18 protein-coding genes are annotated in these 22,139 nt (G+C 67.9%); 10 read left to right on the top strand and 8 right to left on the bottom strand.

The window, feature by feature from the left end; all coding sequences use genetic code 11:
• Window positions 1–103 precede the first annotated feature (103 nt).
• Entirely contained in the window at window positions 104–433 is a 330-nt protein-coding gene (locus LI336_RS18790; protein WP_227134706.1) for a hypothetical protein, read from the bottom strand.
• 968 nt (window positions 434–1,401) lie between these two features.
• Between LI336_RS18790 and LI336_RS18785 the strand changes: the two genes are divergently transcribed.
• Window positions 1,402–1,776 carry a hypothetical protein gene (locus tag LI336_RS18785; protein WP_227134705.1) on the top strand — a complete coding sequence of 125 codons (375 nt, stop codon included), beginning with the start codon at window positions 1,402–1,404 and terminating at the stop codon, window positions 1,774–1,776.
• Window positions 1,777–1,921: 145 nt separating this feature from the next.
• On the opposite strand, the gene LI336_RS18780 is transcribed toward LI336_RS18785, so the two are convergent.
• Entirely contained in the window at window positions 1,922–3,553 is a 1,632-nt protein-coding gene (locus LI336_RS18780; protein ID WP_227134704.1) for a sensor histidine kinase, read from the bottom strand.
• Window positions 3,554–3,705: 152 nt separating this feature from the next.
• Between LI336_RS18780 and LI336_RS18775 the strand changes: the two genes are divergently transcribed.
• The 3 genes from LI336_RS18775 to LI336_RS18765 all read left to right on the top strand — a co-directional run bounded on the left by LI336_RS18775 (window position 3,706) and on the right by LI336_RS18765 (window position 7,234).
• Window positions 3,706–4,290, top strand: coding sequence for a response regulator (locus LI336_RS18775; RefSeq protein ID WP_227134703.1), 585 nt, complete (start codon window positions 3,706–3,708; stop codon window positions 4,288–4,290).
• A gap of 256 nt (window positions 4,291–4,546) precedes the next feature.
• Window positions 4,547–5,899, top strand: coding sequence for a cytochrome P450 (locus tag LI336_RS18770; RefSeq protein ID WP_227134702.1), 1,353 nt, complete (start codon window positions 4,547–4,549; stop codon window positions 5,897–5,899).
• 144 nt (window positions 5,900–6,043) lie between these two features.
• A complete protein-coding gene (locus tag LI336_RS18765; protein WP_227134701.1) occupies window positions 6,044–7,234 on the top strand; it encodes a PQQ-binding-like beta-propeller repeat protein in 1,191 nt (396 codons plus the stop codon).
• 79 nt (window positions 7,235–7,313) lie between these two features.
• Here the strand turns inward: LI336_RS18765 and LI336_RS18760 are convergent, their stop codons facing one another.
• On the bottom strand, window positions 7,314–9,884 hold the full coding sequence (locus LI336_RS18760) for an efflux RND transporter permease subunit (RefSeq protein ID WP_227134700.1): 2,571 nt from the start codon (window positions 9,882–9,884) through the stop codon (window positions 7,314–7,316).
• A 454-nt stretch (window positions 9,885–10,338) separates the two neighbouring features.
• Between LI336_RS18760 and LI336_RS18755 the strand changes: the two genes are divergently transcribed.
• On the top strand, window positions 10,339–11,574 hold the full coding sequence (locus tag LI336_RS18755; RefSeq protein WP_227134699.1) for a glycosyltransferase family 2 protein: 1,236 nt from the start codon (window positions 10,339–10,341) through the stop codon (window positions 11,572–11,574).
• A gap of 394 nt (window positions 11,575–11,968) precedes the next feature.
• Window positions 11,969–12,562, top strand: coding sequence for an LURP-one-related family protein (locus LI336_RS18750; protein WP_227134698.1), 594 nt, complete (start codon window positions 11,969–11,971; stop codon window positions 12,560–12,562).
• Between the two features lie 546 nt (window positions 12,563–13,108).
• Here the strand turns inward: LI336_RS18750 and LI336_RS18745 are convergent.
• The 3 genes from LI336_RS18745 to LI336_RS18735 form a co-directional block, all read right to left on the bottom strand.
• On the bottom strand, window positions 13,109–13,261 hold the full coding sequence (locus LI336_RS18745) for a hypothetical protein (protein ID WP_227134697.1): 153 nt from the start codon (window positions 13,259–13,261) through the stop codon (window positions 13,109–13,111).
• A 190-nt stretch (window positions 13,262–13,451) separates the two neighbouring features.
• On the bottom strand, window positions 13,452–15,110 hold the full coding sequence (locus tag LI336_RS18740) for an ATP-binding protein (protein ID WP_227134696.1): 1,659 nt from the start codon (window positions 15,108–15,110) through the stop codon (window positions 13,452–13,454).
• 58 nt (window positions 15,111–15,168) lie between these two features.
• Window positions 15,169–15,627, bottom strand: coding sequence for an RDD family protein (locus LI336_RS18735; protein ID WP_227134695.1), 459 nt, complete (start codon window positions 15,625–15,627; stop codon window positions 15,169–15,171).
• 424 nt (window positions 15,628–16,051) lie between these two features.
• Here LI336_RS18735 and LI336_RS18730 point away from each other — a divergent pair, with 424 nt between their 5' ends.
• From LI336_RS18730 to LI336_RS18715, 4 genes are all read left to right on the top strand, one after another.
• Window positions 16,052–17,122 carry a sensor histidine kinase gene (locus tag LI336_RS18730; RefSeq protein ID WP_227134694.1) on the top strand — a complete coding sequence of 357 codons (1,071 nt, stop codon included), beginning with the start codon at window positions 16,052–16,054 and terminating at the stop codon, window positions 17,120–17,122.
• A gap of 48 nt (window positions 17,123–17,170) precedes the next feature.
• Window positions 17,171–18,784: a bacterio-opsin activator domain-containing protein gene (locus LI336_RS18725; protein ID WP_227134693.1), complete on the top strand. Its 1,614-nt coding sequence runs from the start codon at window positions 17,171–17,173 to the stop codon at window positions 18,782–18,784.
• 256 nt (window positions 18,785–19,040) lie between these two features.
• The gene (locus LI336_RS18720; protein ID WP_227134692.1) at window positions 19,041–19,433 is read left to right on the top strand and encodes an ArsR/SmtB family transcription factor; all 393 of its coding nucleotides are present in this window, start codon (window positions 19,041–19,043) and stop codon (window positions 19,431–19,433) included.
• A gap of 81 nt (window positions 19,434–19,514) precedes the next feature.
• Window positions 19,515–19,934, top strand: a complete 420-nt coding sequence (locus LI336_RS18715) for an ArsR/SmtB family transcription factor (RefSeq protein WP_227134691.1) — start codon at window positions 19,515–19,517, stop codon at window positions 19,932–19,934.
• A 334-nt stretch (window positions 19,935–20,268) separates the two neighbouring features.
• Here LI336_RS18715 and LI336_RS18710 read toward each other — a convergent pair whose 3' ends face one another.
• Both LI336_RS18710 and LI336_RS18705 read right to left on the bottom strand, forming a co-directional pair.
• The gene (locus LI336_RS18710; RefSeq protein WP_227134690.1) at window positions 20,269–21,072 is read right to left on the bottom strand and encodes an ABC transporter permease subunit; all 804 of its coding nucleotides are present in this window, start codon (window positions 21,070–21,072) and stop codon (window positions 20,269–20,271) included.
• On the bottom strand, window positions 21,069–22,016 hold the full coding sequence (locus LI336_RS18705; RefSeq protein WP_368408400.1) for an ABC transporter ATP-binding protein: 948 nt from the start codon (window positions 22,014–22,016) through the stop codon (window positions 21,069–21,071). Before LI336_RS18705 ends, LI336_RS18710 begins: the two co-directional genes overlap by 4 nt.
• Between the last annotated feature and the right edge of the window lie 123 nt (window positions 22,017–22,139).

Here is a 22,139-nt window from a genome sequence, read left to right as displayed (position 1 = left end):
CACTTCTACCGGGCTGCCTGCTGACGGACCCCCACGTCAGTCACCGATGAGAGAGTACTGGCGAAACACCGCCAGACGACCGAACGACCGACCGCCCGACGCCCTATCTCTCTCGGATGGTGTCGCGTTCGACCTCGATGGCAACGCCACCCTCCGAGAGTAGAGCGGCGACGAGGTAGTCCGCGTGGTCCGCGAAGTAGCCGAGGAGGAAAGCGAAGAGGTCGGCGAGCTCGGGGTCGTCGAGGTCGCCGTCCTCGAGCGCGGTGACGGTCCCGCTCCGGCGCTCGGACCGGCGCGCGACGGCGGTATCACAAATCGTGGGTCCGACGCGACCGGCGTCGACATTGCTCTTGAGCGTGTACTGGTCGGTCCCTATCGCCGCCACGATCGCCTGGAGGAACGACGTGCGGTTGGTGGCGTTCTCGCCCTCCAATACCGCCCGTCCTGGATGTCGACGGTCGTCTGGTCGATACCACCGACGTTCTCGACAGCCAAAGTGAGTTGCCGAGCGAGTGACATTTCGCGGTTTATATGAAATTGTTGACTGTTCGTCGGTTATACTCTTGCTGTCGGCACTGTCCGGTCCAGCACTTCGTCAGCTCGCGTTCGTCCGTCGAGAGGTAGAGGCGTCCTTTAGCGGTTGTAGTAGTTCACCAAATGCCCAATATTACTCGCAGACGACTCCCGGCTTATCCACCCACGAGTGACGGAAACGGCCGATACGCATCCTGAGGCTATGAAACCATCATTCGACGAAGTTCCGGTCGGTCTGGTTGACCCTCCTCTCGATACTAACCGGGCAACAACGGACCGATAGCCAGACCTATGGATGAAGTTGCTTGTCCCGGATGGATTATGTTCCCCGCGGAGCCCATGCAGGAACGAAGCCACTATCTCAGTTCCAATCCGTCCGTACAACTGCACGTCGAGACCCAACTTCATGCCAGTCAATACTTCATTATATGCACAAGACTATGTGGCAGTGATGTTCATCGCGGTCTCGTCTACTGCGACTCCCCTAGACGACGTCTCAACCGGGCCACCACCGCTATCAGAGACGCGACAACGGTCTTCTCCACCCTCCGCTCACTGATCGATGGCCTGCTCCCCGAGGATACATCGGAGTTCCCGAACCGCGGACTTTCGACGCCCTGTGCAGCAGCGATGCCGTTCCTTTTGTGGATAGTGAGATAGCATTTTGCCCTTTGCGCTGGGCTTCAATCACGGCTATCCAAGAGCGGAATGAGCCACGATAGGTTCGCTTGCACGCTGCTGTAGTGGAAAAACTGAGATTCGGGCATCGGTTGGTGGTATTCTCGGACGCAAGGCGGTATGATTGGGGCTATCTTCGAGGACGCTTGGTCTCTCTCTCTGTGGGAGCGAAGGGGAGTTGGTTAGTCGGTGCCCGTCGGGTCGAGTGATGGTTCGAGTGAGTTTGAGGGTGTCTCTGTCTGCCCCGGTGAACTCCCAGGGAAGGAACCGGACGAGCTGACCGCAGCCGTCGAGACCGTCGCCGAGCAGCAGTCCGAACTGACGGCCGAGGCCCTCATCTGGGTCGCCCGAGCGAGGGACGTGGTAGCCGAGCGGACAGCGGCACAGGAGACACTCGAGGCCGCCTTGGACGCGGTGTCCGAACTCGATACGGATCGCTCCCGGCTGGAGAAGCCACGGGAGGCACTACGGGAGGTCGAACAGCGAGAGCGGAAACACCAGCAGCGGGCCGAACGTATCGATGAGAATGCCCGGAGCCTGGGTTCGGACGACGATGCGGAGTAGACCGCGTCGGGGGTAAGCCTCGAGGCTTTCGCGTGGATTCCCGTTCCACGTCTCTACGAGGCAGGGGGTGCGTACTCCTCACTTACCTCCCGTTCACCCCTCGATCCGGCGACGGACTGAGACGCGTGAACGCGAGTCGGCGCGGTCAGGTATCCGCTCGCTCGACGCCACGGTCGGGAACGAACAGTTGGACGGTCGTGCCGTCGGTCGTATCGAACGACAGGTCGCCGTTCAGGATCGTGACGGCCCACTTGAGCTGCCAGAGGCCGAGTCCAGTGGAGTGCTGGAGCGACGATTCCGTGCCGGCGTCCAGTGACGCGAGCTCCCAGTCGGGAATCCCCGGACCATCGTCGACGACGCGGACCACGCATCCATCCGGTTGTGGGTCGAGAGTCACCGTGACAGTCGACTCGGCGTAGCTGACGGCGTTGTCGAGTGCGCTCTCGAGCGCACCGATGACCGCCCGGCGGTCCGTCGTGACCGTCGCGTCCGCCGGACAGTCGACCGAGACGGACACCGCGGTCTCGTCGACGTCGATCGAATCCAGGACCGACCGAGTTAGCGCGTCCAGGTCGACGGTGACGTCCCCAGTCGACTCCGACACGTACTGGTCGATCCGGTGGGCTCGCTGCCCGAGAGCCGCGATGGTGTCCGCCGCGTCGATGATCGAAGAGACGGCTTCGCCTCGCCCCGCGAGTGCCTCGGCGTGACTCTTCACGACGTCGACCTCGTTCCGCAGGTTGTGCCTGAGAACGCGGTTCAGGACGGCGAGTCGCTGCTCGCGGAGTTCGCGTTCGGTGACGTCGCGGAGGCTGATGGTCGCGCCGATGTCGTTGTCGTAGTGGTCCGACACGGTCGACACCTGCGGGTCGTACTGTCGCCTTCCCTCGGTCGTCTGGACGGTCACCGTCTCGACGTCTCGTAGTTGCTCGCTATCCTGCCCGAGGAGGGCCGCGACCGACGACCCGATGGCGGAGGTGCGCGTCCGGGAGAGCGCTCGAACGGCGGTCTCGTTGAGCTCGACGATGCGGTCGTCGCTGTCGACGACGAACATCAGGTCGTCGGTCTCCCGGGTGAGTGCCCGTTCGCCGAGCGTTCCGATGGACGGCGTGGAGTCGAAGAGGTCGTAGCGATGCCACGCGAGTGCGACGCCGGCCGCGGCGCCGAGTGCGCCTGCAGCGTACGCTCCGGCCTTTCCCGCGCCCGAGCCGGTCTGTTGGCCGATGAGGTTCCAGATCATGAGCGTCCCGATCGCGGCCACGCTCAGGCTACTGGCCTGTCCCAGCGCGACGTGCTCGTAGGAGTAACTGTTCTGGAAGAGCAGGTAGGTGCCAGCGACGGCGAGCGAGATGATGTAGACGAAGACGACCGACCCGATGGCGCTGAAGGCCTCGCTACCGACGCCGGCGATGGAGACGGCGAGTTCCACGAAGATGAGAAGATGCGGTAGGCCTGCGAGTGCGAGGACGTGGACGGGGATGCTCGTCCGCGTGCCGGTGTACCTGACCGCGAACACGAACCAGGGGAACGTCGAGAGGAGCCAGAACAGGAGCGGGAGTTGCGTCCAGGACCCACCGTCTCCGCCGAGCGGGAGCACGGACGGCGCGAACCCGGCCAGGGCGGGGACGACGCAACCGGTGCCGAGCAGCGCGGTGAACGCGACGAACGAGCGCCGCCCGAGGCGGTTCGAGAGGCGGGACGCGCGATACCCGAACCAGTAGAGGACGCCCCCGGCGAGGAGTCCGAGGGCGAGGAGGACGTCGACGGAGGAGACCATCGTGTCGGCGATTCTGTTCGCTCGACAATAAGTTCGGGTGGTGGGCACCGCGTGGCGGCCGCGGGCACGGGCGGGCGCTCCGAGAGTTCCAGGCGCTCGGTGGAGCGAGTACAACGGACTATTTGTGCACGGAGCGTCAACCAGCGACCGACATGAGTGAGGGGATGCGTGTGCCGGACCCGCGGGTGCTGATGGTCGACGACGAGAAGACGGTCGCTGACGCGTACGCGCTCCGCCTCGAGGACGTCGCGGACGTGTCGGTCGCGCACAGCGGCACGGAAGCACTCGACGCTCTGGACGAGGGCCGCGTGCCGGACGTCGTCCTGCTCGACCGACACATGCCCGAGATGTCCGGCGACGAGGTGCTCGAACGGATCCGGGACCGAGACCTCGAGACGCGGGTCATCATGGTGACGGCGATCGACCCGGGACTGGGCGTGCTCGACATGCCGTTCGACGACTACCTCTCGAAACCGGTCGACCGCGAGGACCTGCTCGCGGTCGTCGACCAGCAGTGCCAGGTTCTCGCGTACGAGCTGCTCGGCGAGTACTTCAGTCTCGAGTCGACGCGGGCGGTCGTCGACGCGCAACTGCCGGCGAGACCCGTCGAGGACGACGGGGAACTCGCGGACCTGGAATCGCGACTCGAGGTCGTCGAGGACCGCATCCGGGCGTTGCTGCCCGACGCCGAGGCGTTGTTGTCGTCGTTCGACGGGATCGACCGGAACGAGTACTGACGGGCCCCACGGGCACGCCCGACGGTTCACGGTCGCTCCACGGCCTGTGCGCTGTTTCTGTGCGTGAAACGCGCACTCGGGTACCAATATCGTTCGGTCGGTCTGTCCGCTCGATGCAACAGCGACCGTCCGTTCACGGCGAGCGGGTTCTCGTGCCCGCGCTCGACCAGTCGACCAGCAGGTGGCGCGCAGCGCCCCGACCGAAGCGGCGTGAGAGGCACGGCGAGTTGGACCAAGCGGCGGCACTTGCGGGGCGATGAGTGGGAACGCGCAGCGCCGGCCCCTCCCGCCCGAGCGACGCGGGCTGCCGGTGCTCGGGAGCGCGGTGGCGTTCGCTCGCGAACCCTACGCGTTCTACGACGACGTGGCGGGACACGGCGACGTCGTGCGGTTCTCGCTCGGACCGATCGACATGGTTGGCGTCCTCCACCCGGACGTCATCGAGTCGGTCCTCGTCGAGCAGTTCGACCGGTTCCGGAAACCCGACCAGAACGGGGGCGTGGACGTGCTCTCTGAGGGGTTGCTGTTGAGCGACGGCGAGCAGTGGCAGCGGCAGCGAGAGCGCTTGCAGCCGATGTTCTACCGGGAGCGGATCGAGACGTACGCCGAGACGATGGGCGAGTACGCGGCCGCAACGGCGGACGAGTGGGTGGCCGAACCCGGGAGCGTCGACCTGCTGGAGGCGACGTCGACGTACACGCTCCGGGTGCTCGGGAAGACGCTGTTCGGCATCGATACCGACGAGCACCGACGGGCGGTGCGGGCCGCCGCCGAAGCGATCCGGGAACGAAGCAGCGAGAATCCGGTCGTGGTCAGCGTCCCGGACTGGCTGCCGACGCCGAAGAACCGCCGGTATCGTCGCGGTATCGAGCGACTCGAGGGCGTGGTCGACGACGTGCTCGCGGACCGGTCGGCGGACGCGGACGGTGACGACCTCCTGTCGCTCCTGCTGAACGCCGGCGGCGGGGATGCCGAGGGAGCGGGGCCGACCGAACGCGAGGTACGGAGTCAGCTCGTGACGTTCCTGTTCGCGGGCCACGAGACCAGCGCCAGTGCGCTGACGTGGGCGCTGTACGAACTCGGGCGGAAGCCCGAGGTCCGGGCTCGGCTCGTGGCCGAGGTCGACGCGGTCGTCGACGGCCCGTACGCGACGCTCGCGGACCTCCCGGCGCTCGAGTACACTCGGCAAATACTCCGGGAGACGTTGCGCCGGTATCCGCCGGCGGCCGCCATCTTCAGGGAGACCGACGAGCAGGTCGAACTTGGCGGGTATCGCGTGCCAGCGGACACGTTCGTGGTCCTCCCGCAGTTCCACGTCCACACCGACGACCGGTGGTGGGACGCGCCACTCGAGTTCGACCCGTCGCGGTGGGACGACGTCGCGGACCCGCCGGGGGACCGCCCGGAGTACGCGTACTTCCCGTTCGGTGGCGGTCCGCGGCACTGCATCGGGATGCGGTTCGCGCGGATGGAGTTACAACTCGCGCTGGCGACGATAGCTCGACGCTGCCGCGTCACGCACGACCACGGAGCGGTCGGCCAGGACGTCGGGTCGACGGTCAGGCCCGACGAGACGGTGCGCGTCACGTTCGACCATCGGACGGAGTAGCGTCGCCGTTCCCGCACCGCAGCGCGACCGTGCAGGCGGCGACACCCGGGCTGGTCCTGAGGTCCGTCGACCCTCCCGGGCTGGTCCGGGTCCGGAGGTCCGTCGACGCTAGTCCTTTCCGGCCGCGTCCGGTAGCCTGTCTCGATGCCCTCCAGACGGACGCGCCGGTCGGTGCTGGCTGCCGCCGGCTTGACGACTCTCGCGGGATGCACCTCGTTCCTGCGCGACGACAACCAGTCGCGGGGCGGTACCGTGACCGGCGATGGCTTCTCGAACTCCGAGTTCGGGAGCGACGCGACGGCGCGAATGGTTCGGTACGACGCGGCGAACACCGGCACTGCGGCGGTTTCGAGTGGGCCCTCGGCGTCGCCGACGGAGCAGTGGGCGACCGAGCGGACGCTCGGGTCGCCGGCCCGCCCGACGGTGCTCGGCGAGACGGTGTTCACGAACGCCGTCAACGGACTCTCGGGGTTCACCGCCGACGGCGAGCGCCGTTGGGCGTACGACCCGCGCGAGTCCGAGTTGAATCCCGCACCGGTGACGGTGGTCCGCGATCGGTTGTACGCGACGCGTTCGAGCGCCGTGTTCGCGCTCGACGCCAGGACCGGCGAGGCGCGGTGGGTGGCCGAGCCACCGGTGGAGACGAATCGGCTCACTGCGCCGGGCGTGGCCGACGACACCGTGTACGTCGTTGGCCAGCATCCCGAGCGACCGCAGACGCTCTGGGCGCTCGCGACCGACGACGGGAGCGTGCGGTGGCGGGTGGCCCTGGGCGGAGAGGACGCCGGCCCACCGGTCGTGGCGGACGGCCGCGCGTACTGCGTGATGACCGGGGGCGGGCTCTACGCGATAGCGACAAACGAGGAGGCCGTCGCGTGGCAAGAGTCCCTGGACCCGGCGGTCGGGCCGCCGGCGGCGACGGCCGACGGCGTGTTCGCCGGGACGAGGACGGGCGTGGTCTGCTACGACGCCGACGGCACCGAGCGGTGGCGAGCGCCCGACACCACCGCGTTCGACTCGCCACACGACGGCCCGGTGCTCGACGGCGCGACCGTGTACGCGGCCGGGCCGGATGGAGCGTCCCTCGTCGCGCTCGCGACCGACACGGGCGAGGAGCGGTGGCGCGCATCGCTGTCCGGTGATCCGCGGTCGCCAGTCTGCACAACGGACGGCCTGTACGTGCAGGACTCGACGGGCAGGCTCGCGGCGCGGTCGCGGGCCGACGGCTCGGTCGACTGGTCGACCAGGGTCGCGCTCCGCTCGATGACCGGCCTCACAGTCGGGGACGGCGGGCTGTTCGTCGGTGCCGACGAACGCCTGCTTCGATACGACTGAAGGACTCCCGCGCATGGAAGGTGGGACCCGAGTTCGGACTGTCGGGTCCCCCCGCGAACGCGACTCGAAGCGCGAGCAGTCAGTCCCCCGTCGACGGATCCAGGGTCGTTCCGAGGACGCCGTCGGTGGTGTCGGTCCGGACGGCCCGTGCCCACAGCGAGAGCATGCTCGGGAGGACGTAGACGCTCACCACGAACGAGGTGGCGAGGGCGAGCACGACCAGCGCACCGAAGCTCGTGATCTGGGGGTGCGGGTGGAGGAGCAACGCCGCGAACGCGCCCGTGGAGGTGAGCGTGCTCCCGAGGAGCGCGCCGCCCGTTCCAGTGACCGCCTCGTGGAGTGCGTCGTCGACGGTGCGGCCGGCGTCGAGCTCCTGGGCGAAACGGTCGCTCACGTGGATGTTGTAATCGATACCGAGCCCGATCACGAGACTCATCAGCAGCGCGGTCAGTAACGTCAGCGGGATGTCGAGAACGTACATGCCGGCGACGACGAGCGAGAGGACGAGCGTGATGGGGACGGCAGTCACCGCGCCGAGGGACGCGCTCCCCTGGACGCCGCGGTAGATGAGCGAGAGGATGAGGCCCACGGCGCCGAGTGCGACGAGGAGCGTCTGAAGGATGCCGCCTGCCATCTGTCGGGTCTCGGCTGCGCTGACGCTCGCCGAGCCCACCGCGATCGCGCGAACCGCTCCCTCGTCGGTCTCGACCGCCTTCGCTGCCTCGCGCATCGCGGTCACCTGCGCGTCACGGTCCGCCGCGGCCGTGACCGGAACGAGCATCCGCACCGACCGGTACTCGCCGTCGGCGCGCTCGACGACGAGCGCTGCGCGCTCGGGCGCCACCTCGTAGAGCCCGTCGTAGACGCGCTCGAGGTTCCGGTCGGGGACGCCGTCGTCGTCGGTGTCCGCCGCCTCGAACGTCCGTGCGAACGCGTCGTCGGTCGCGGCGACGGACCGCATGACGCTCGACGGCGACACGTACCCGACCTCGCCGTCGCGCTCGAACGCCACGTCGGCCGCGGACACCGACGCCCGCGCCGTCGAGAGCGCGTCCAACGTCCCGTCAGCGGTCACGTCGCCCTCGACGAGCAACTGCGAGGTGCGCCGCGCGTCCGCGTCGGCGGCACGATAGTGCTGGTCGACGTAGTCCTCGTTCCCGTCGAGCGGGTGGACGTCCCAGGCGAACGGCTCCGGGAGGTTCTGCTTCCACTCCGCGACACCGTCCGCGTTCGACTGCACGGTCTCCCGGTCGAGCTCCGCCCACGCGACGCCGCCAGCGGCACCGAGGACGAGCGCGAGTGCGACGACGGCGGGCGCGGCCCGTCGCGCCACCGCGGCGCCGCTTCCGAGGATCGGTTCGAGGAACCGGGACTTGCCGAGTGGCCGTTTCCGGCGGTCGAGACCGACGCGTTCGAGGAGGCCGTCGACCGTGACCTTGAGCGCCGGGATGAGGGTCAGGAAGATGATGAACGCGGACACGACGCCGAGCGTGATACCGACCGCCAGCTGTCTGATGACGTTGAAGTCGGTGGTGAGGTTCGCGAGGAACCCGACCGCGGTGGTCGCGGTCACGACCGCGAGCGCGACACCGACGCTCCTGAGGCTCCCGCTCATCGCCTCGCGGATGCCGGTCTCGTCGTCGCGGCCCTCCCGATGTCGCATGAAGACGTGGAGGCCGTAGTCGACGCTCAGCCCGACGATGAGGACGGGCCCGATGATGAGCGTCATCCCGGCGGGGACGCCGAGCCACCCGAGGATGCCGAACATCCAGAGGACCGAGAGGAGGACGCCGAAGAACCCCACGAGCACGTCGACGAGGTCGCGGTACGCGAACGCGAGCACCGCGACGATGGCGAGGAGCGCGGCAGGGAGGACGAGTTCGAACGTCTGCTGGTTGAGTTGCTGGTTGCGGTCCGCCCACGCGTGGTCGCCGAGCGTGAAGTAGTCGAGCGTCGACCGCTCGCCTGCCGTCTCGTAGAGGTGTCGCGTCGCGCTCGACCGGTCGGCGCCAGCGGCCGCCCCATCGGCGTCGGCGGTCGTCTCGTCGCCCGGAGCCGTCGCGAACTGGAAGACGATGCGTCGGCTGTCCGCGGTCGCGGTGCCGGGCTCGTAGGTCGCCGGCAGGAGTTCGAGGGCGGGCGAGCCGGCCGCGAGTGCAGCCGTCGTCGCTCGTTCGACCTCGCTGTCGTCGGCGTCCTCGAGGGCGGCGATCTGGGCGGTCAGCGTGGCGTCCCGGTCGCCAGCGAGTCGGGTCGCGACGACGTTCGAGACCCCGAGAACCCCGCCGTTACCGGGGTCGGCGGCGAGCGCGCCGGCGACGGAGGCGTTCTCGAGCACCGCCCGCTGATAGCGGAGCGAGTCCAAGAGTGCGGCCTTCGAGAGGACGTTCCCGTCCGCGTCGCGCACGTACACGACCGCCGGGTCGCGTTCGTCCGCGCCGTCGCTCCGGTTCGCGTAGTGCTCCTGGACGTACTCGTACTTCTGGTACTCCTCGGTGTCTCCGATCGCCTGGCTGGCGTTCGAATCGCTCTGCATCTGGAGGTCGGTGACGCCGTAGGCGACGCCAGCCGAAGCCAGGAGCATGATGACGACGACGAGGACGTTGTGCGCGAGCACGCCGTCGACGAAGCGGGAGACGAGCCCGCTCATCGCTCACACCACCGTTCGGCAGTGGTCGGCTCCGTACGTTCGAGGCAGTTCGGGTCGGTCAGCGCACCCGACTCGTGCCGTTCGGGCGCATCGTGTTCGAATGGAGGGGTCACACGCCCGACTGCGTCCGCCATACGGGTATGAAGACGTCCAGCGTTACAGGCACTGCACTGCCCCGAAACGGTCTTATATCGGGCTTCTCCCCGTCCTCGGGGGAATCTATCGGGACGACTGGGTCTACGGATTACTAGAGGCCCAGTGGTCGCCGGGTCGCGATTGTGAGCGCCCCCCTACTGGGACCGACGCGGTCACGGTACCATCACCGATGTCACAGTCCTCCGCCTCCCGGACGCACGAGACGTGGCGTACACTACACGACAGCTTCGCGCACGCTCGCGGTCTCGTCGGTCGATCGGCCAGTCGCGCGTTCGACTCCCTCCTGTTCGGCATAGTCGTGGCGACCGTGATCGCGACCGGCTACCTCCAGGGCGCCATCTCGATGGTCGTCACGCTGCCCGCGATGCTCGGCGGGAGCAGCGTCGTCCTCCTCCAGGCGGTGATGGGGTGCGTGACGCTCTCCGGGATGTTCGGGCTCTCGGACCTCGTACTCGTCCAGCAGCTCCGCGCCGCCGCCGACGAGTTCCCGCGCCGCGGACCCACCGTCACCGCGGTCGTTCCCGTCCACCGGGACGCGTCCGTGCTCCATCGGAGCGTCGAGAGCCTGCTCGCGAGTCGGTACGAGGACCTCGAGGTCCTCGTCGTCGCCGAAGCGGACGACGACGCCTCGCTCGAGCGTGCACGCGAACTCGAGAGGCACGACCGCGTCGACGTCCTCGTCAACACCCGGTATCCCGGCAGCAAGGCCGGGGCCGTCAACTACGCCGCCGAGGTGACCGACAGCGAGCACCTCGCCGTGTTCGACGCCGACGAGCGCGTCGACCCCAAGTTCGTCTCCACGGCGGTCGCGAAACTCCAGAACTGTGACGTCGTCCAGGGCCGGACCATCCCCGAACCAGACGGCGTCGTCGAGACGCTCGCGTACTACGAGTCCGTCGTCCTCGGCGACCTCAGCCAGCGCCTCCTCACCGTCCTCACCGACTTCACGATGGCTGCGAGCCGCACGGTCGTCATGCGCCGCGACGCGTTCGAGACTGTCGGTGGGTACGACCCCGAGATGCTCACCGAGGACTACGACTTTGCGTTCGCGTGCTACGAGGCCGACCTCGACGTCGTCGAACAGTTCTCGTACGCGTCGACGATCGAGGGCGCGCACACCGTCCGGGACTGGTGGGGTCAGCGCAAGCGCTGGATGACCGGCTACACGCAAGTGCTGCACTCGCTCGTCGCCGACGCGACCGAACCGTCGAACTACCGCTCGGTGCTCTCGCCCCTGCTGTGTGCCGGGTCGGTGTTCGGGAACGTCCTGATGCTGTCGCTCGTCTCGAAGGCGGCCGTCCTCGTAGTCAACGGCGCCACGAACTGGGTGCTGCTCCCCGCCCTGACCCTGATCGGGTCCGCGCTCGCGCTCCGCGCGTATGACGCCCGCGCCGGACGCCTCGACGGACTCGGCGTCGGCTACCTGCTGATGCCCGCAGTCCTCCCGCTGTACAGCCTGGCCGGCATCAAGGCCGTCGTCGAGTACCTCCTCACGTGGGACGGCGAGTGGTACAGCGTCGCGAAAGGCACGTGACCACGCCACGGTGAGTGCCGTCCAATCGCGGGGTCGAGACGAACCGCTGGTCGAGTCGACTCACGGATAACAGGCCGGGACGGTGTCGTAGAACGATTCACGACCGACTGATTCCACGGCGTTTGGCAGTGAACCGGCCGGTCGGTGCGCGTGCACATCGATCACTTCCAGAACGAGAATCTCTTAGATAATATTGAAGTATTGGAGGCTAGCAATCGACAGGATCGCGACAATCAGGACGAGTTTCATCACCCACGATGGGACGTCTTTCCGGATTCTCAAAGCCCAGTCCATACGTACCAGTCAGACTCACGATAGTTATATTCTCGTCCGTTTCTCAGATTGAAACTGCGGTCCCGCGTTTAAGTATGCCACCATCAAACAACCTCGAACGATGGGACCACCACAGCAATACGAGATTACTGCTCTCGGTCTTTCTGGCAGCCAGTATACCGTCGAACAGACCGGGACGGATGAGAACTTCCAACCCGAATACGAGGCCAGGGACACCACTGGTGACATTATCTTCCGCTGCACCCACCAGATGTACGAGGGGAACGATACCTTCCCATTCCTCGACACCGATGGAACTGAATTGTTTACTGTCGAGGCAAGCAGTAATTGGGACATCGCCGGGGACTATCTGCTCACGGATAGCCAGACTGGAGAAGAGCTCGTCATTCTGGACAATGACTTTTCGCTCTTCCAAGACACCTGGCGGGTCCGGGACGCTGAGGACGAGTCGCTTCTCGCCGAGATCACCTCGCGTGGCGCACTCTTCTCTCTGGCTCGAAAGGTTCCCCCAGTGGGTCAGTGGATCGGACACAAGTTCGAGATAACTGATGCCGATGGCGCTGCTGTTGGAACCATCGAAAGCGGTTTCGCCGTATTTGACGAGTATGAGATCACGATTAGCGATAGCAGTTCGGTGCCGATCGACCCGATCGTGGCGGGGACAGTCGTTGTCGATGCGATCCAGGGGAACTGACAGAGAACCCCGTACTCACAGCTGTTCGACTGACTTCTCATCGTTCCTCGGTTGTGCCATACCATCCAGTGAATCTAGGTCAGTTTGATCGTCGAATTCGTTCTCTGTATCGACCGATTCATCTGGTCCTCGATGGAGTGTATGCGAGCCGTCTGCCGACGCCCCGAGTCTGGTGAAGAGGGGAGTCAGTTCGAACGGTGGCTGCGTCGGGTGGCTCTGACTGTGTATTCGGGCGTGCACAGTCGAGGTCACTCCCGGTAGCGGTCAGTGGTCTGGTCGCCGATGTCGGTCACGTCCTTCGACGCCGAGTGATGCCCGTGTCGCGAGTCGCGACTGGGAGTGCGTCGAGTGGGCGCAGGCTGGTTACGGAAGTGCAAGGAGAAAGCCCCGCCCCTTCAGCGCGGGGAGGGTGTCAAGTTGTAGCGAGGCGAACGTCCACCTGCTCGGGGGTCGGAGGACGTCGAGAGCGCTGGCCTCGTTCGTCGTGTGCGCGAGCCCGCCGGATCGAATCGAACTGGCGCGGACGGTGCGGGCACCTGATGAGGTTCACGGGCGCGCGGATTCGAGTTCCTCCTCGGCGACGGTGGGTTCGTCCCGGTCCGTTTCGGCGGCGGACGACGAGCGCCGACGGCGAGCGAACGCGATGGCGAGGGTCGTGACGGTGGCGAGTCCGGCGAGCAGTTTCGTTCTGGACTGCATACTCGACCCGTGGGGGGACGGCGACGTAGTACCCGGTACAGCGTCTCACGCGCTGAAACAGGTGCTCGATGGTGTCGTTCGCGAACGACGCCAGGTCCAGGTCCGGGGCGCGGACGGCTGTCGCGACGGCGCCCGCTGGAACGTTCGAGTCGGGATGCAGCAGCCTCTCGCGTGGGCGGCAGTGGCGTCGTCAGGGTTCGTACTCGACGTCGTGGAGTCGGACGGTCACGACGGTTCCCTCGGGCTCGTCTCGGTCGAACGTCAGTTCGCCGCCGAGTTGCGCCGTCGCCCAGTTCACCAGCCAGAGGCCCATCCCGCGGCCGTGCTCTAGCTGCGTCTCCGGGCCGTTCGAGATGACGTCCGCCTCGCGGTCGGGGATACCCGGCCCGTCGTCGGCGACGACGAGTTCCGCCGTCCCGTCCGGGGTCGTCGCGGCGCCGACCTCGACGCTCGGGGACGCGGCGTGGTTGTGAACGATCGCGTTCTCGACGAGTTCGACCAACAGCTGGCGGAGGATGACCGGATGCGACGACATCGTCAGTTCGCTCGGACAGGACAGCGACACGTCGGCCTCGGGGTGCTCGCGCCGATGCTCTTCCACGACCGTCGCGGCGATCTCGGTGACGTCGACGCGTTCGGGTGACTCCGTACTGGCGGTCATGATCGCCTCGGCCGACCTCGCTTTCTCGCCGATATCCACGAGGGCCGTCGCGCGGTCCGTGATCGCCGTCCGGGGGCCGTCGTCCTCGATTCGGTCGGCGTGAGCGAGCACGACGTCGAGCTCGTTCCGGACGTTGTGCCGCAGGACGCGGTTCAGGACGGTGAGTCGCTGTTCTCGCGTCTGTCTGTCGGTCACGTCCCGCAGGAGCACCGCTCTCGCGGTCGGGGTCGCTCCGTCGTCGTCGGACGCTCCGTCGACCGCCGAGACGCTGTACTCGAACTCGCGGCGGCCCACCGTCGTCCGGAGCGTGACCGTGCCGGTCGCTCCAGGGTCGAGGTCGACGCTCTCGAGGCCGTCGACGACCGATCCGATTGGTTCGCCGACCAGGTCGGTCGGTGCGCTGCCGAACAGGTCTCCGGTGCGCTCGTTCGCGTCGAGGACGTGGGCGTCCCAGTCGATCACGACGACGGCCTCCTGGAGCGCCTCGACGACGCGCGTTCGGGCGACGTGCTCGGCTTTCGGGAAGCCCGTCGACACCGGATACCGTCGTAACGCGACCGCGAGCAGGCCGCCGGAGGCGAGGAGTCCGATCGTCACGCCGTCGACGGCTCCCGCGCCGTTCCCGACGAGTCCGCCGAGGTACGGTGCGGCGACGCCCGACAGGACGACCGGCATCTGCGTTCCGGAGAGCCTGTCGTTGCTCCGCCCGTGCCCGACCAGGAGGTACGTTGCGTACACGAACAGTCCGAACATGAGCACGAGTTCGGTGCCGAGCAGTGAGGCGAGCGTCCGTTCCGCTGTGGTCGTCGTCGGGTCACCGATGAAGACGGCGGCCGCGAGTCCGAGCGGGAGCACGATGCCGACGGCGACGAGCACTCGAAGCCACGTGAAGCCGGTTCCGCGTCCGGTGTAACTGAGCGCGTAGACGGCCAGGGCGGCTGGAATGAACAACGCGACGATGAACGCGCCGATGCTGGCGAGGCTCGATATCGACTCCAGTGCCGATAGCTCGGGCAGTTCCGAGGCGACCTCGCAGAGTCCCCACGTCATCAGCATCCCACTGAGTGCGGTGAAGGACCGTCCGCTCGGTCGTTCGCGCGCCCGGAACGCGATCCAGGTCGTCCAGCCCAGGAGCGCGACCGCTGTCGCGTCGAGCGCGACGGCGACGATCGGGGCTGCGAGTGACATCAGTCGACACCTACCGACGGGGTCTGCGGGAATCGTACTGAACGTGTTGATACGGTCGTCACGTCCGGACGACGGTCGTCCCGGCCAGTCGGTCGCCGAGGCGCTGCGAGTCCGACGAGAACGCCATCGTCGCGATTCCGACGACGTAGAACAGCGGCAGCCAGTCGACGAGTCGGACGACGTTCCGTGCGAGCGACGCACCGGCCGACGGTGTCGTGCCGTCCTCGGTCACGACGCGAATCGCCACGAGCGCTTTCCCGATGGTCCGCCCCGCCCACCACTCGAGCAGCGCGTGATAGGCGACGCCGAGTCCGAGCGACAGCCCGAGCGCGGCCATTCCCGCCCCGCCCTGGAGGCTCGCATCGACGTTTCCGTTCGTGACCTCGATCTGGCCCGTCACCGCGGCCACAGCGTACACGCCGACGAATAATAGCCCGAACCAGACGAACGAGTCGATCGCCATCGCGACGCCACGAATGCCGACGCCGCAGGCGTCGTTCTCCCGAGTAGCTTCCATGGACGGTCGTCGATAGTACCGGGCCGCGGGTATAGTATCGACCGCGGTCTCGCGCTCTGAAACACTCCCGTGCTGGCTGCGTCGAGGACGTCGGCCGACGCTCGGTTCCTCGAACCAGTCGGCTCTCGTCGTGGCACGCCTTGCTCGGCAGCCGACGCCGACCGTCGGTCCGTGCTTCGGTTCCGGCGTCACGACGGACGGGTGAGGTCGCTCGACTCGCCGAAACGAGTATATCACCGGGGTCCGGTATTCACGACGATGCGATTCGGGATAACTAGAGGGTGCCCCTATGCGTCCGGGAGGACTACGGTGGAAACGTGAACGAAGCGACAACGCGCTGGTCGGCGTGTCGTCCAGTCCCGGACGGGCGGCGACCGGTTCACTCGAGGGGGAATCTGGTACGAGAGGGCCGCGCGTGATAGCCATGGCTGGAGACGATTCCTGCGCGGGCGGTCCGACGACGACTCCGGTCGACACGCTCCCGATCCCGGCCGTCGGGTACGCCGTTCGGGACGGCGACCCGTTGGTCGCGGCGACGAACGACGCGTTCGACGCGGCGTTCGACGCCGACCCGACGGGACGGAGCCTCGCGCAGTGGCTTCGGCCCGCGGAAGGGAGCGAAGGCGTCGATGGCGACGAACTGACTGCGGCGCTCGCTGACGGGGAGGCGGTAGACGCCATCGTCGAGTTGGACTCCAAGTTCGCGGACAGCGCCGGCTCGGACGCGTACCGCCTCCGAACGTGGGACGAAGGGTCGTCCGACGAGACGGTCGACGCGTACGTGCTCCTCACCGAGTCGGGAGTCGAATCAACCGACGGCGTCGCGGCCGACCGCATCGCGAGCGTCGTCAGTCACGACCTCCGGAACCCCCTCGACGTCGCGAACGCGCACCTCCGGGCGGCCCGCGAGACCGGGAGCGAGGAGCACTTCGACGCCGTCAGGCGGTCACACGACAGGATGGAGCGGATCATCCGGGACGTCCTGACGCTCGCCCGCGGCGAGAACGCACTCGCCGTCGATACCGACGTGGACACCGAGCGCGTCGCTATGAAGGCGTGGGCAACCGTTGAGACGGGCGACGCCGACCTCTCGGTCGCGTCGGACCTGCCGACGATCGACGCCGACCCGGACCGCCTGCAGCGCCTGTTCGAGAACGTCTTCAGGAACAGCGTCGAGCACGCTCGCCCCACCGACGAGCGAACGGGTGTGAGCGAAGGCGACGTGACGGGCGAGAGCGACCAGTCACTTCGAGTTCGGGTCGGAGGGACCGACGGTGGCTTCTTCGTGGCCGACGACGGCGTCGGCATCCCCGACAGCGAGCGCGAGCGCGTGTTCGACCCGGGCTATTCGTCGGACCGGAACGGGGACGGGACCGGCCTCGGGTTGACCATCGTGGAACGGATCGCCGCGGCGCACGACTGGGGCGTCAGCGTCGCAACCAGCGCCGGTGACGGCGCCCGATTCGAGTTCGAGTCGGGGGCCGACGGTGACTGACCCGCGTCCCACCGGATCGGCGAGGCACTCCTCGAGCAGCTGAGAGTCATGGACGACACACTGCGTCAGGCCCCGATCGGGGTCATCGAGACGACGGCGGACGGGCGCGTCGAAGCCCTCAACGAGACGGTCGCGGAGACGCTCGAAACGACTAGGGAGGCGATGCGGGGGACCGACATCCGGGAGCGCTTCCCCCGGGCGGCCAGTCCGAAACTCCCGGCGGCGTTCGAAGATGGAACGCCGACCGCGCGGTCGTTCGAGGAGTACTATCCGCGGATCGACCGCTGGCTCGCGGTCGACGTCACCGTCGGCGAGGACGACCGCGTCCTCGTGTACGTCCGCGACCGCACGCCAGCGCAGGAGACGGAACGACGGGTCGACCGCCTCGAGCAGCGACTCGAGCGCGTCCAGGGGATCGGGTCGCTGGTGTCGGCGGTCGTCGAGCAGGTCATCGGCGCGTCGAGTCGCGTGGACGTCGGCCGGACGGTCTGCGAGCACCTCGGCGGGACGGACCTCTACCGGTTCGCCTGGGTCGGCGAGCGGGACTTCCCCGCCGACCGCCTGCGAGTGCTCGCGTCCGCGGGCGGCCCGTCGGACCTTCGAGGAGACATCGAGGGTGCCCTTGGGGGTGACGCAGTAACCGGGACGGAGCCGGGCGGCGCTGGTTCCGCAGCGGCCGACGCCGGAACGACGCTCCCGGGGCAAGCGGCTGTCGCGGCCGGCACGACGCGGCACATCCGGGCCATCGCCGAGGACGCGACGATCCCGCGGCCGGTTCGCCGGGCGGCATTCGGCGAAGGCCTCCAGTCGTGTCTCGCGGTCCCGCTCGCCCACCAGGGAACCGTCTACGGCGTCGTGTCCGTCTACTCCGGGCGCGAGGACGGGTTCGACGAGCACGAACGGGCCGCCCTCGAGACTCTCGGGAGCGTCGCCGGGTTCGCGATCCGAGCGATCCGGCAGGAGGACCTGTTGGTCGCCGACACCGTCACCGAGGTGACGCTCGAAGTCGACGACGAGACGGTCCCGTTCGTTCGCGTCACGCGAGAGGTCGACTGTCACCTCACCCTCGAGGGCGCGGTTCCGCGCGACGAAGCCGCCGTGGTCTGCTATCTCGGCACCGACGGCGCGACCGACGAGGTGAAGGCGACGCTTGCGGCCTGCGAGGGCGTCTCCGACGTCCGATGGATCCGCTCCGGAGACGACCCGCTACTGCAGGCGACCGTCGAGGGAGGGACACCGGTCGCGACGCTCGTCGCGTGGGGGGCGACGGTCGAGACGGCGGACTACACTCCGGGTTCGGCACGCATCGTCGCCGAAGCCCCGCCGGACGCCGACGTCCGGCGACTGGTGGAAGCCGTCGACGACACCGTTGCCGACACGACGTTACTGTCGAAGGCCGAGCGAACGCGTGACGCGGAATCGGTGGAGGCGTTCCGCGACGACCTCGACGAGCGCCTGACCGACAGACAGCGAACGGTTCTGCGGACCGCGCACCTGTCGGAGTACTTCACGTCGCCGCGCGAGAGCTCGTCGGCGGAGGTGGCGGAGAGCCTCGACATCGCGGGATCGACGATGCTCTACCACCTGCGTCGAGCCCAGCGGAAACTGGTCGACGCCTACTTCGAGCGCGACCACGGGCGGTCCCCGGCGGACGACGGCTGACGGTGCGTGCCCCGACGCGATCGGCTCTCGCGACCGGGCGCTCGTCGCATTCGCCTCGATACTCGACCTGACGCGTCCAGAGCGTCGACCGCCAGTTCACGGCACCACCGCCAGCGGCGCTCCCGGAGCCAGTCGACGGACGGCGCCTGCTTGCGTCGACCTGACCCCCCGAATGCCGATAGCTAGAGGGTTCCCTGGAGTCGGGTCCCGATTGATAGCGTCGCCCTACAGGGCTCACCCGACACGAGGACGTTGTATGTCATCAGCAGACTCGTCGCGCAGTCCAGACACGCCGACCGGCAGCCGCGAGACCCAGGGCACGAGGACGCGGCGGACCCCTCGGGCGCGGAGCCAGGAGCCGACGGTCGAGCCGACGGAACTGCTCTCGCTCCTCGGCGACGACCACGCGCGGAACGTGCTGCGCGTGCTCGCCGACGGACCGCGTCCCGCCGCGGATCTCGTCGAGGAACTGAGTATCTCTCGGCCGACCGTCTACCGTCGGCTCGACAGGCTCGAATCCGCGGGCCTCGTCGAGAGCTCGATGCGGATCCGGGAGGGCGGCCACCACCGCAAGCGCTTCCATCTGGCCGTCGACAGCGCGGAGATCGGGTTCGACGGCGACGGTCTGACCGTGGAGGTGAGCGCGTGAGCCACCGCCAGCAGCGCACGCGAGTCCGTCCGTCGCGGCGAGACAGCGACGGCGCCCAGTCCCGGAGGAGGGAGTAGGGCCGTGAGACGAGACATCCGTGACCTACAGTCGCGGGAGCTGCGCGGCGACGGCGACACCGACGAGGCGACCGTCGTCGGGCTCGAGGACGAGACCTCGGGCGACGTCTTCTCGGCGCTCACGTCGGAGACCGCGCGGTCGCTCCTCGCCGAACTCCACCGTCGCCCGGCGACCCAGTCCGAGCTCGCCGAGCGCGTCGACACGTCCCTCCAGAACGCGAACTATCACCTCAAGCGTCTGACCGAGGCGGACCTCGTTGCGGTCGTCGACGAACTGTACTCCCAGAAGGGCGTCGAGATGAGCGTCTACGGGCCCGTGCACGAGTCGCTCGTCCTCGTCGCGAGCGCCGCCGACGACCTCGACGCCGTCCGTCAAGCCGTCAACAACCACATGGCCGACACGGCCGCCGCCGCAGGCGACTGACTATCTTTCGACGAGGAGAGAAGCCCGCCGTTTACGACGGGAGTGAATCCGACAACCCCTCCACAACCCATCGACGACACTCACCCCGGAGATTCCACGCCAACCCACGCCATCCTTCATCGCTCCGAGTCGCCCGCTACTGCCCGTGAGACGACCAGCGAACGTCGCGTACCCGGTGCGCGACAGTCACAGCCGGCGTTCGTTCGACGGCTCGTACCATCTAGGACGACGTCTCGTGTCTCCCGACCCCGGTCTGAGTGAGGGGAACGACGCCGACAGCGGGACGACGGCGAGCTCCGACCGGACCGACCAGCGCGTTGGCTACCGGGCCGGTTCACGCGATGTCGGCGTCGCGGAAGCGGAGGTACCCGAACGCGACCGGGACGACGATCCAGGCGAACAGGATGGCGACCGGGAACCACACGGACGCGAACGGGTCGGCGGCGAAGACCCGGCCGCCGGCGACCGCGGACTCGTAGGCGGCGACCGCGGCACGGTTCGGCGGGAACACGCCGAGGAACTCCAGCCACGCCGGCTGACTCCCGGCTTCGACCAGACCGAGTTCCGTGGCCCCAGCCCGGATGCCGGCCTGGACGAGGTTCCAGAGCGCGACGAGGAGCATGTACGCGCCCACGGCGAAGGCGTTGGCGCGGCCGTCGGTCGCGCTCGCGGCCGAGATGCCGACGCCGACCGCGACGAACGCCACGGTCATCAGTCCGAGCGACCCGACGAACGGCACCAGCAGTTCGACGCCACCCCCGAGGGTCGTGACGACGACCATGGCGGTCGCGACCCCACCGACGAGCGTGGCGACGAGCATCAGCGCGGTCCGACCGAGGAACTTCCCCAGGAGGACGTCGTATCGGGACGGCGGCAGGCTCAGGAGCACGCGGAGCGACCCCGACTCGCGCTCGCCCGTGATCGCGCCCTTCGCGAGGACGAGCGCGACGATCGGGAGCGTCAGGACCGCGAGCTGGAACGCGAGCTGGAACACCTGAACGGTGGACTCGTCGCTCGTCGTGCCGACGAGCGCCGTGATGCCAGCGGTCACGAACAGCACCAGCAGGGTGACCGCCCACAGCGACTTCGAGCGGCCGGCGTCGGCGAGGTCCTTCCGGGCGACGGTGCGGACGCTCACGGCTGGCCCTCCGCTGACGCTGCTGGTTCGGCACGCTCTGCGTCGACGTCCTCGGCGGTGTAGCTGGCGAACATGTCCTCGAGCGAGGATTCCTCGATTCGCACGTCGGTGACGGTCGCCGCCTCGCGGACGCGGTCGATGAACGCGAGCTTCGCGTCCGGTTCCAGGCACGTTCCCTCGACGACGCCGTCGCCGACGTCGACGTCGCGAACGTTCGGGAGGTCGCTCGGAACGCGCTCCGGTTCGCGGTCCACGCGGAGTGAGACTCTCGCCCCACCGTCGAGGTTCTGCCGGAGGTGCTCGATACTGTCCACGGCGGCCAGCCGTCCGTCTTGCAGGATACCGACGCGGTCGGCGACGGCTTCGACCTGCTCGAGGATGTGGCTCGAGAAGAACACGGTCGCCCCGCGGTCGTTCTCGGCCACGATGAGTTCCCGCAGTTCGCGGGCGCCGTTCGGGTCGAGGCCACCGGTCGGTTCGTCGAGGATGAGCAGCTCCGGCGACCCGACCAGCGCCACCGCGAGCGCGAGTCGTTGACTCATCCCAGTCGAGTACTCGCCCGCGGGACGGTCCCGGTCCGCCGGCGACAGGCCGACGCGGTCGAGCAGCGCGTCCGGGTCGTCGGACGCGTCCTTCAGGTCGACGGCGAGTTCGACGTGCCGTCGTCCACTCAGTCGGTCGTAGAGCCCGTAGTTCTCGGGGACGACACCGATCCGTCGATGGAGTTCCGTGCGGTCGTCCGCGACGTCCAATCCCAGCATCGACGCGCTGCCCGTCGTCGGTGCGACGAAGTCCAACAGGACGTTGATCGTCGTCGACTTCCCGGCGCCGTTAGGCCCCAAGAACCCGAACACTTCGCCAGACTCGACGGTCAGGTCCAGTCCGTCGACCGCCGTCACGTCGCCGAATCGCTTCGTCAAGTCTCGTATCTCGATCGCTGCCATTGATACGCGAACACGTACGCTCGAGAGGGCCCTAAACAGGGTTCGACGGTCTCACACCCTGAAACAGTGCCGCAGGGACGGGCTCGCGAAACGGTGAGTTCCTGCGTGCGTCGACCGCGTCGC

The sequence above is a fragment of the Halorubellus salinus genome, assembly GCF_020567525.1.
GTDB classification, from domain to species: Archaea; Halobacteriota; Halobacteria; order Halobacteriales; family Natrialbaceae; genus Halorubellus; species Halorubellus salinus.
This window is presented reverse-complemented; position numbering and strand designations above follow the sequence as displayed.

Bases quoted from the DNA above. Each gene is read 5' to 3' on its own strand.
- LI336_RS18780 (WP_227134704.1), bottom strand. From the start codon at position 3,553: ATGGTCTCCTCCGTCGACGTCCTCCTCGCCCTCGGACTCCTCGCCGGG.
- LI336_RS18775 (WP_227134703.1), top strand. From the start codon at position 3,706: ATGAGTGAGGGGATGCGTGTGCCGGACCCGCGGGTGCTGATGGTCGAC.
- LI336_RS18770 (WP_227134702.1), top strand. From the start codon at position 4,547: ATGAGTGGGAACGCGCAGCGCCGGCCCCTCCCGCCCGAGCGACGCGGG.
- LI336_RS18765 (WP_227134701.1), top strand. From the start codon at position 6,044: ATGCCCTCCAGACGGACGCGCCGGTCGGTGCTGGCTGCCGCCGGCTTG.
- LI336_RS18760 (WP_227134700.1), bottom strand. From the start codon at position 9,884: ATGAGCGGGCTCGTCTCCCGCTTCGTCGACGGCGTGCTCGCGCACAAC.
- LI336_RS18750 (WP_227134698.1), top strand. From the start codon at position 11,969: ATGGGACCACCACAGCAATACGAGATTACTGCTCTCGGTCTTTCTGGC.
- LI336_RS18745 (WP_227134697.1), bottom strand. From the start codon at position 13,261: ATGCAGTCCAGAACGAAACTGCTCGCCGGACTCGCCACCGTCACGACC.
- LI336_RS18740 (WP_227134696.1), bottom strand. From the start codon at position 15,110: ATGTCACTCGCAGCCCCGATCGTCGCCGTCGCGCTCGACGCGACAGCG.
- LI336_RS18735 (WP_227134695.1), bottom strand. From the start codon at position 15,627: ATGGAAGCTACTCGGGAGAACGACGCCTGCGGCGTCGGCATTCGTGGC.
- LI336_RS18730 (WP_227134694.1), top strand. From the start codon at position 16,052: ATGGCTGGAGACGATTCCTGCGCGGGCGGTCCGACGACGACTCCGGTC.
- LI336_RS18725 (WP_227134693.1), top strand. From the start codon at position 17,171: ATGGACGACACACTGCGTCAGGCCCCGATCGGGGTCATCGAGACGACG.
- LI336_RS18720 (WP_227134692.1), top strand. From the start codon at position 19,041: ATGTCATCAGCAGACTCGTCGCGCAGTCCAGACACGCCGACCGGCAGC.
- LI336_RS18705 (WP_368408400.1), bottom strand. From the start codon at position 22,016: ATGGCAGCGATCGAGATACGAGACTTGACGAAGCGATTCGGCGACGTG.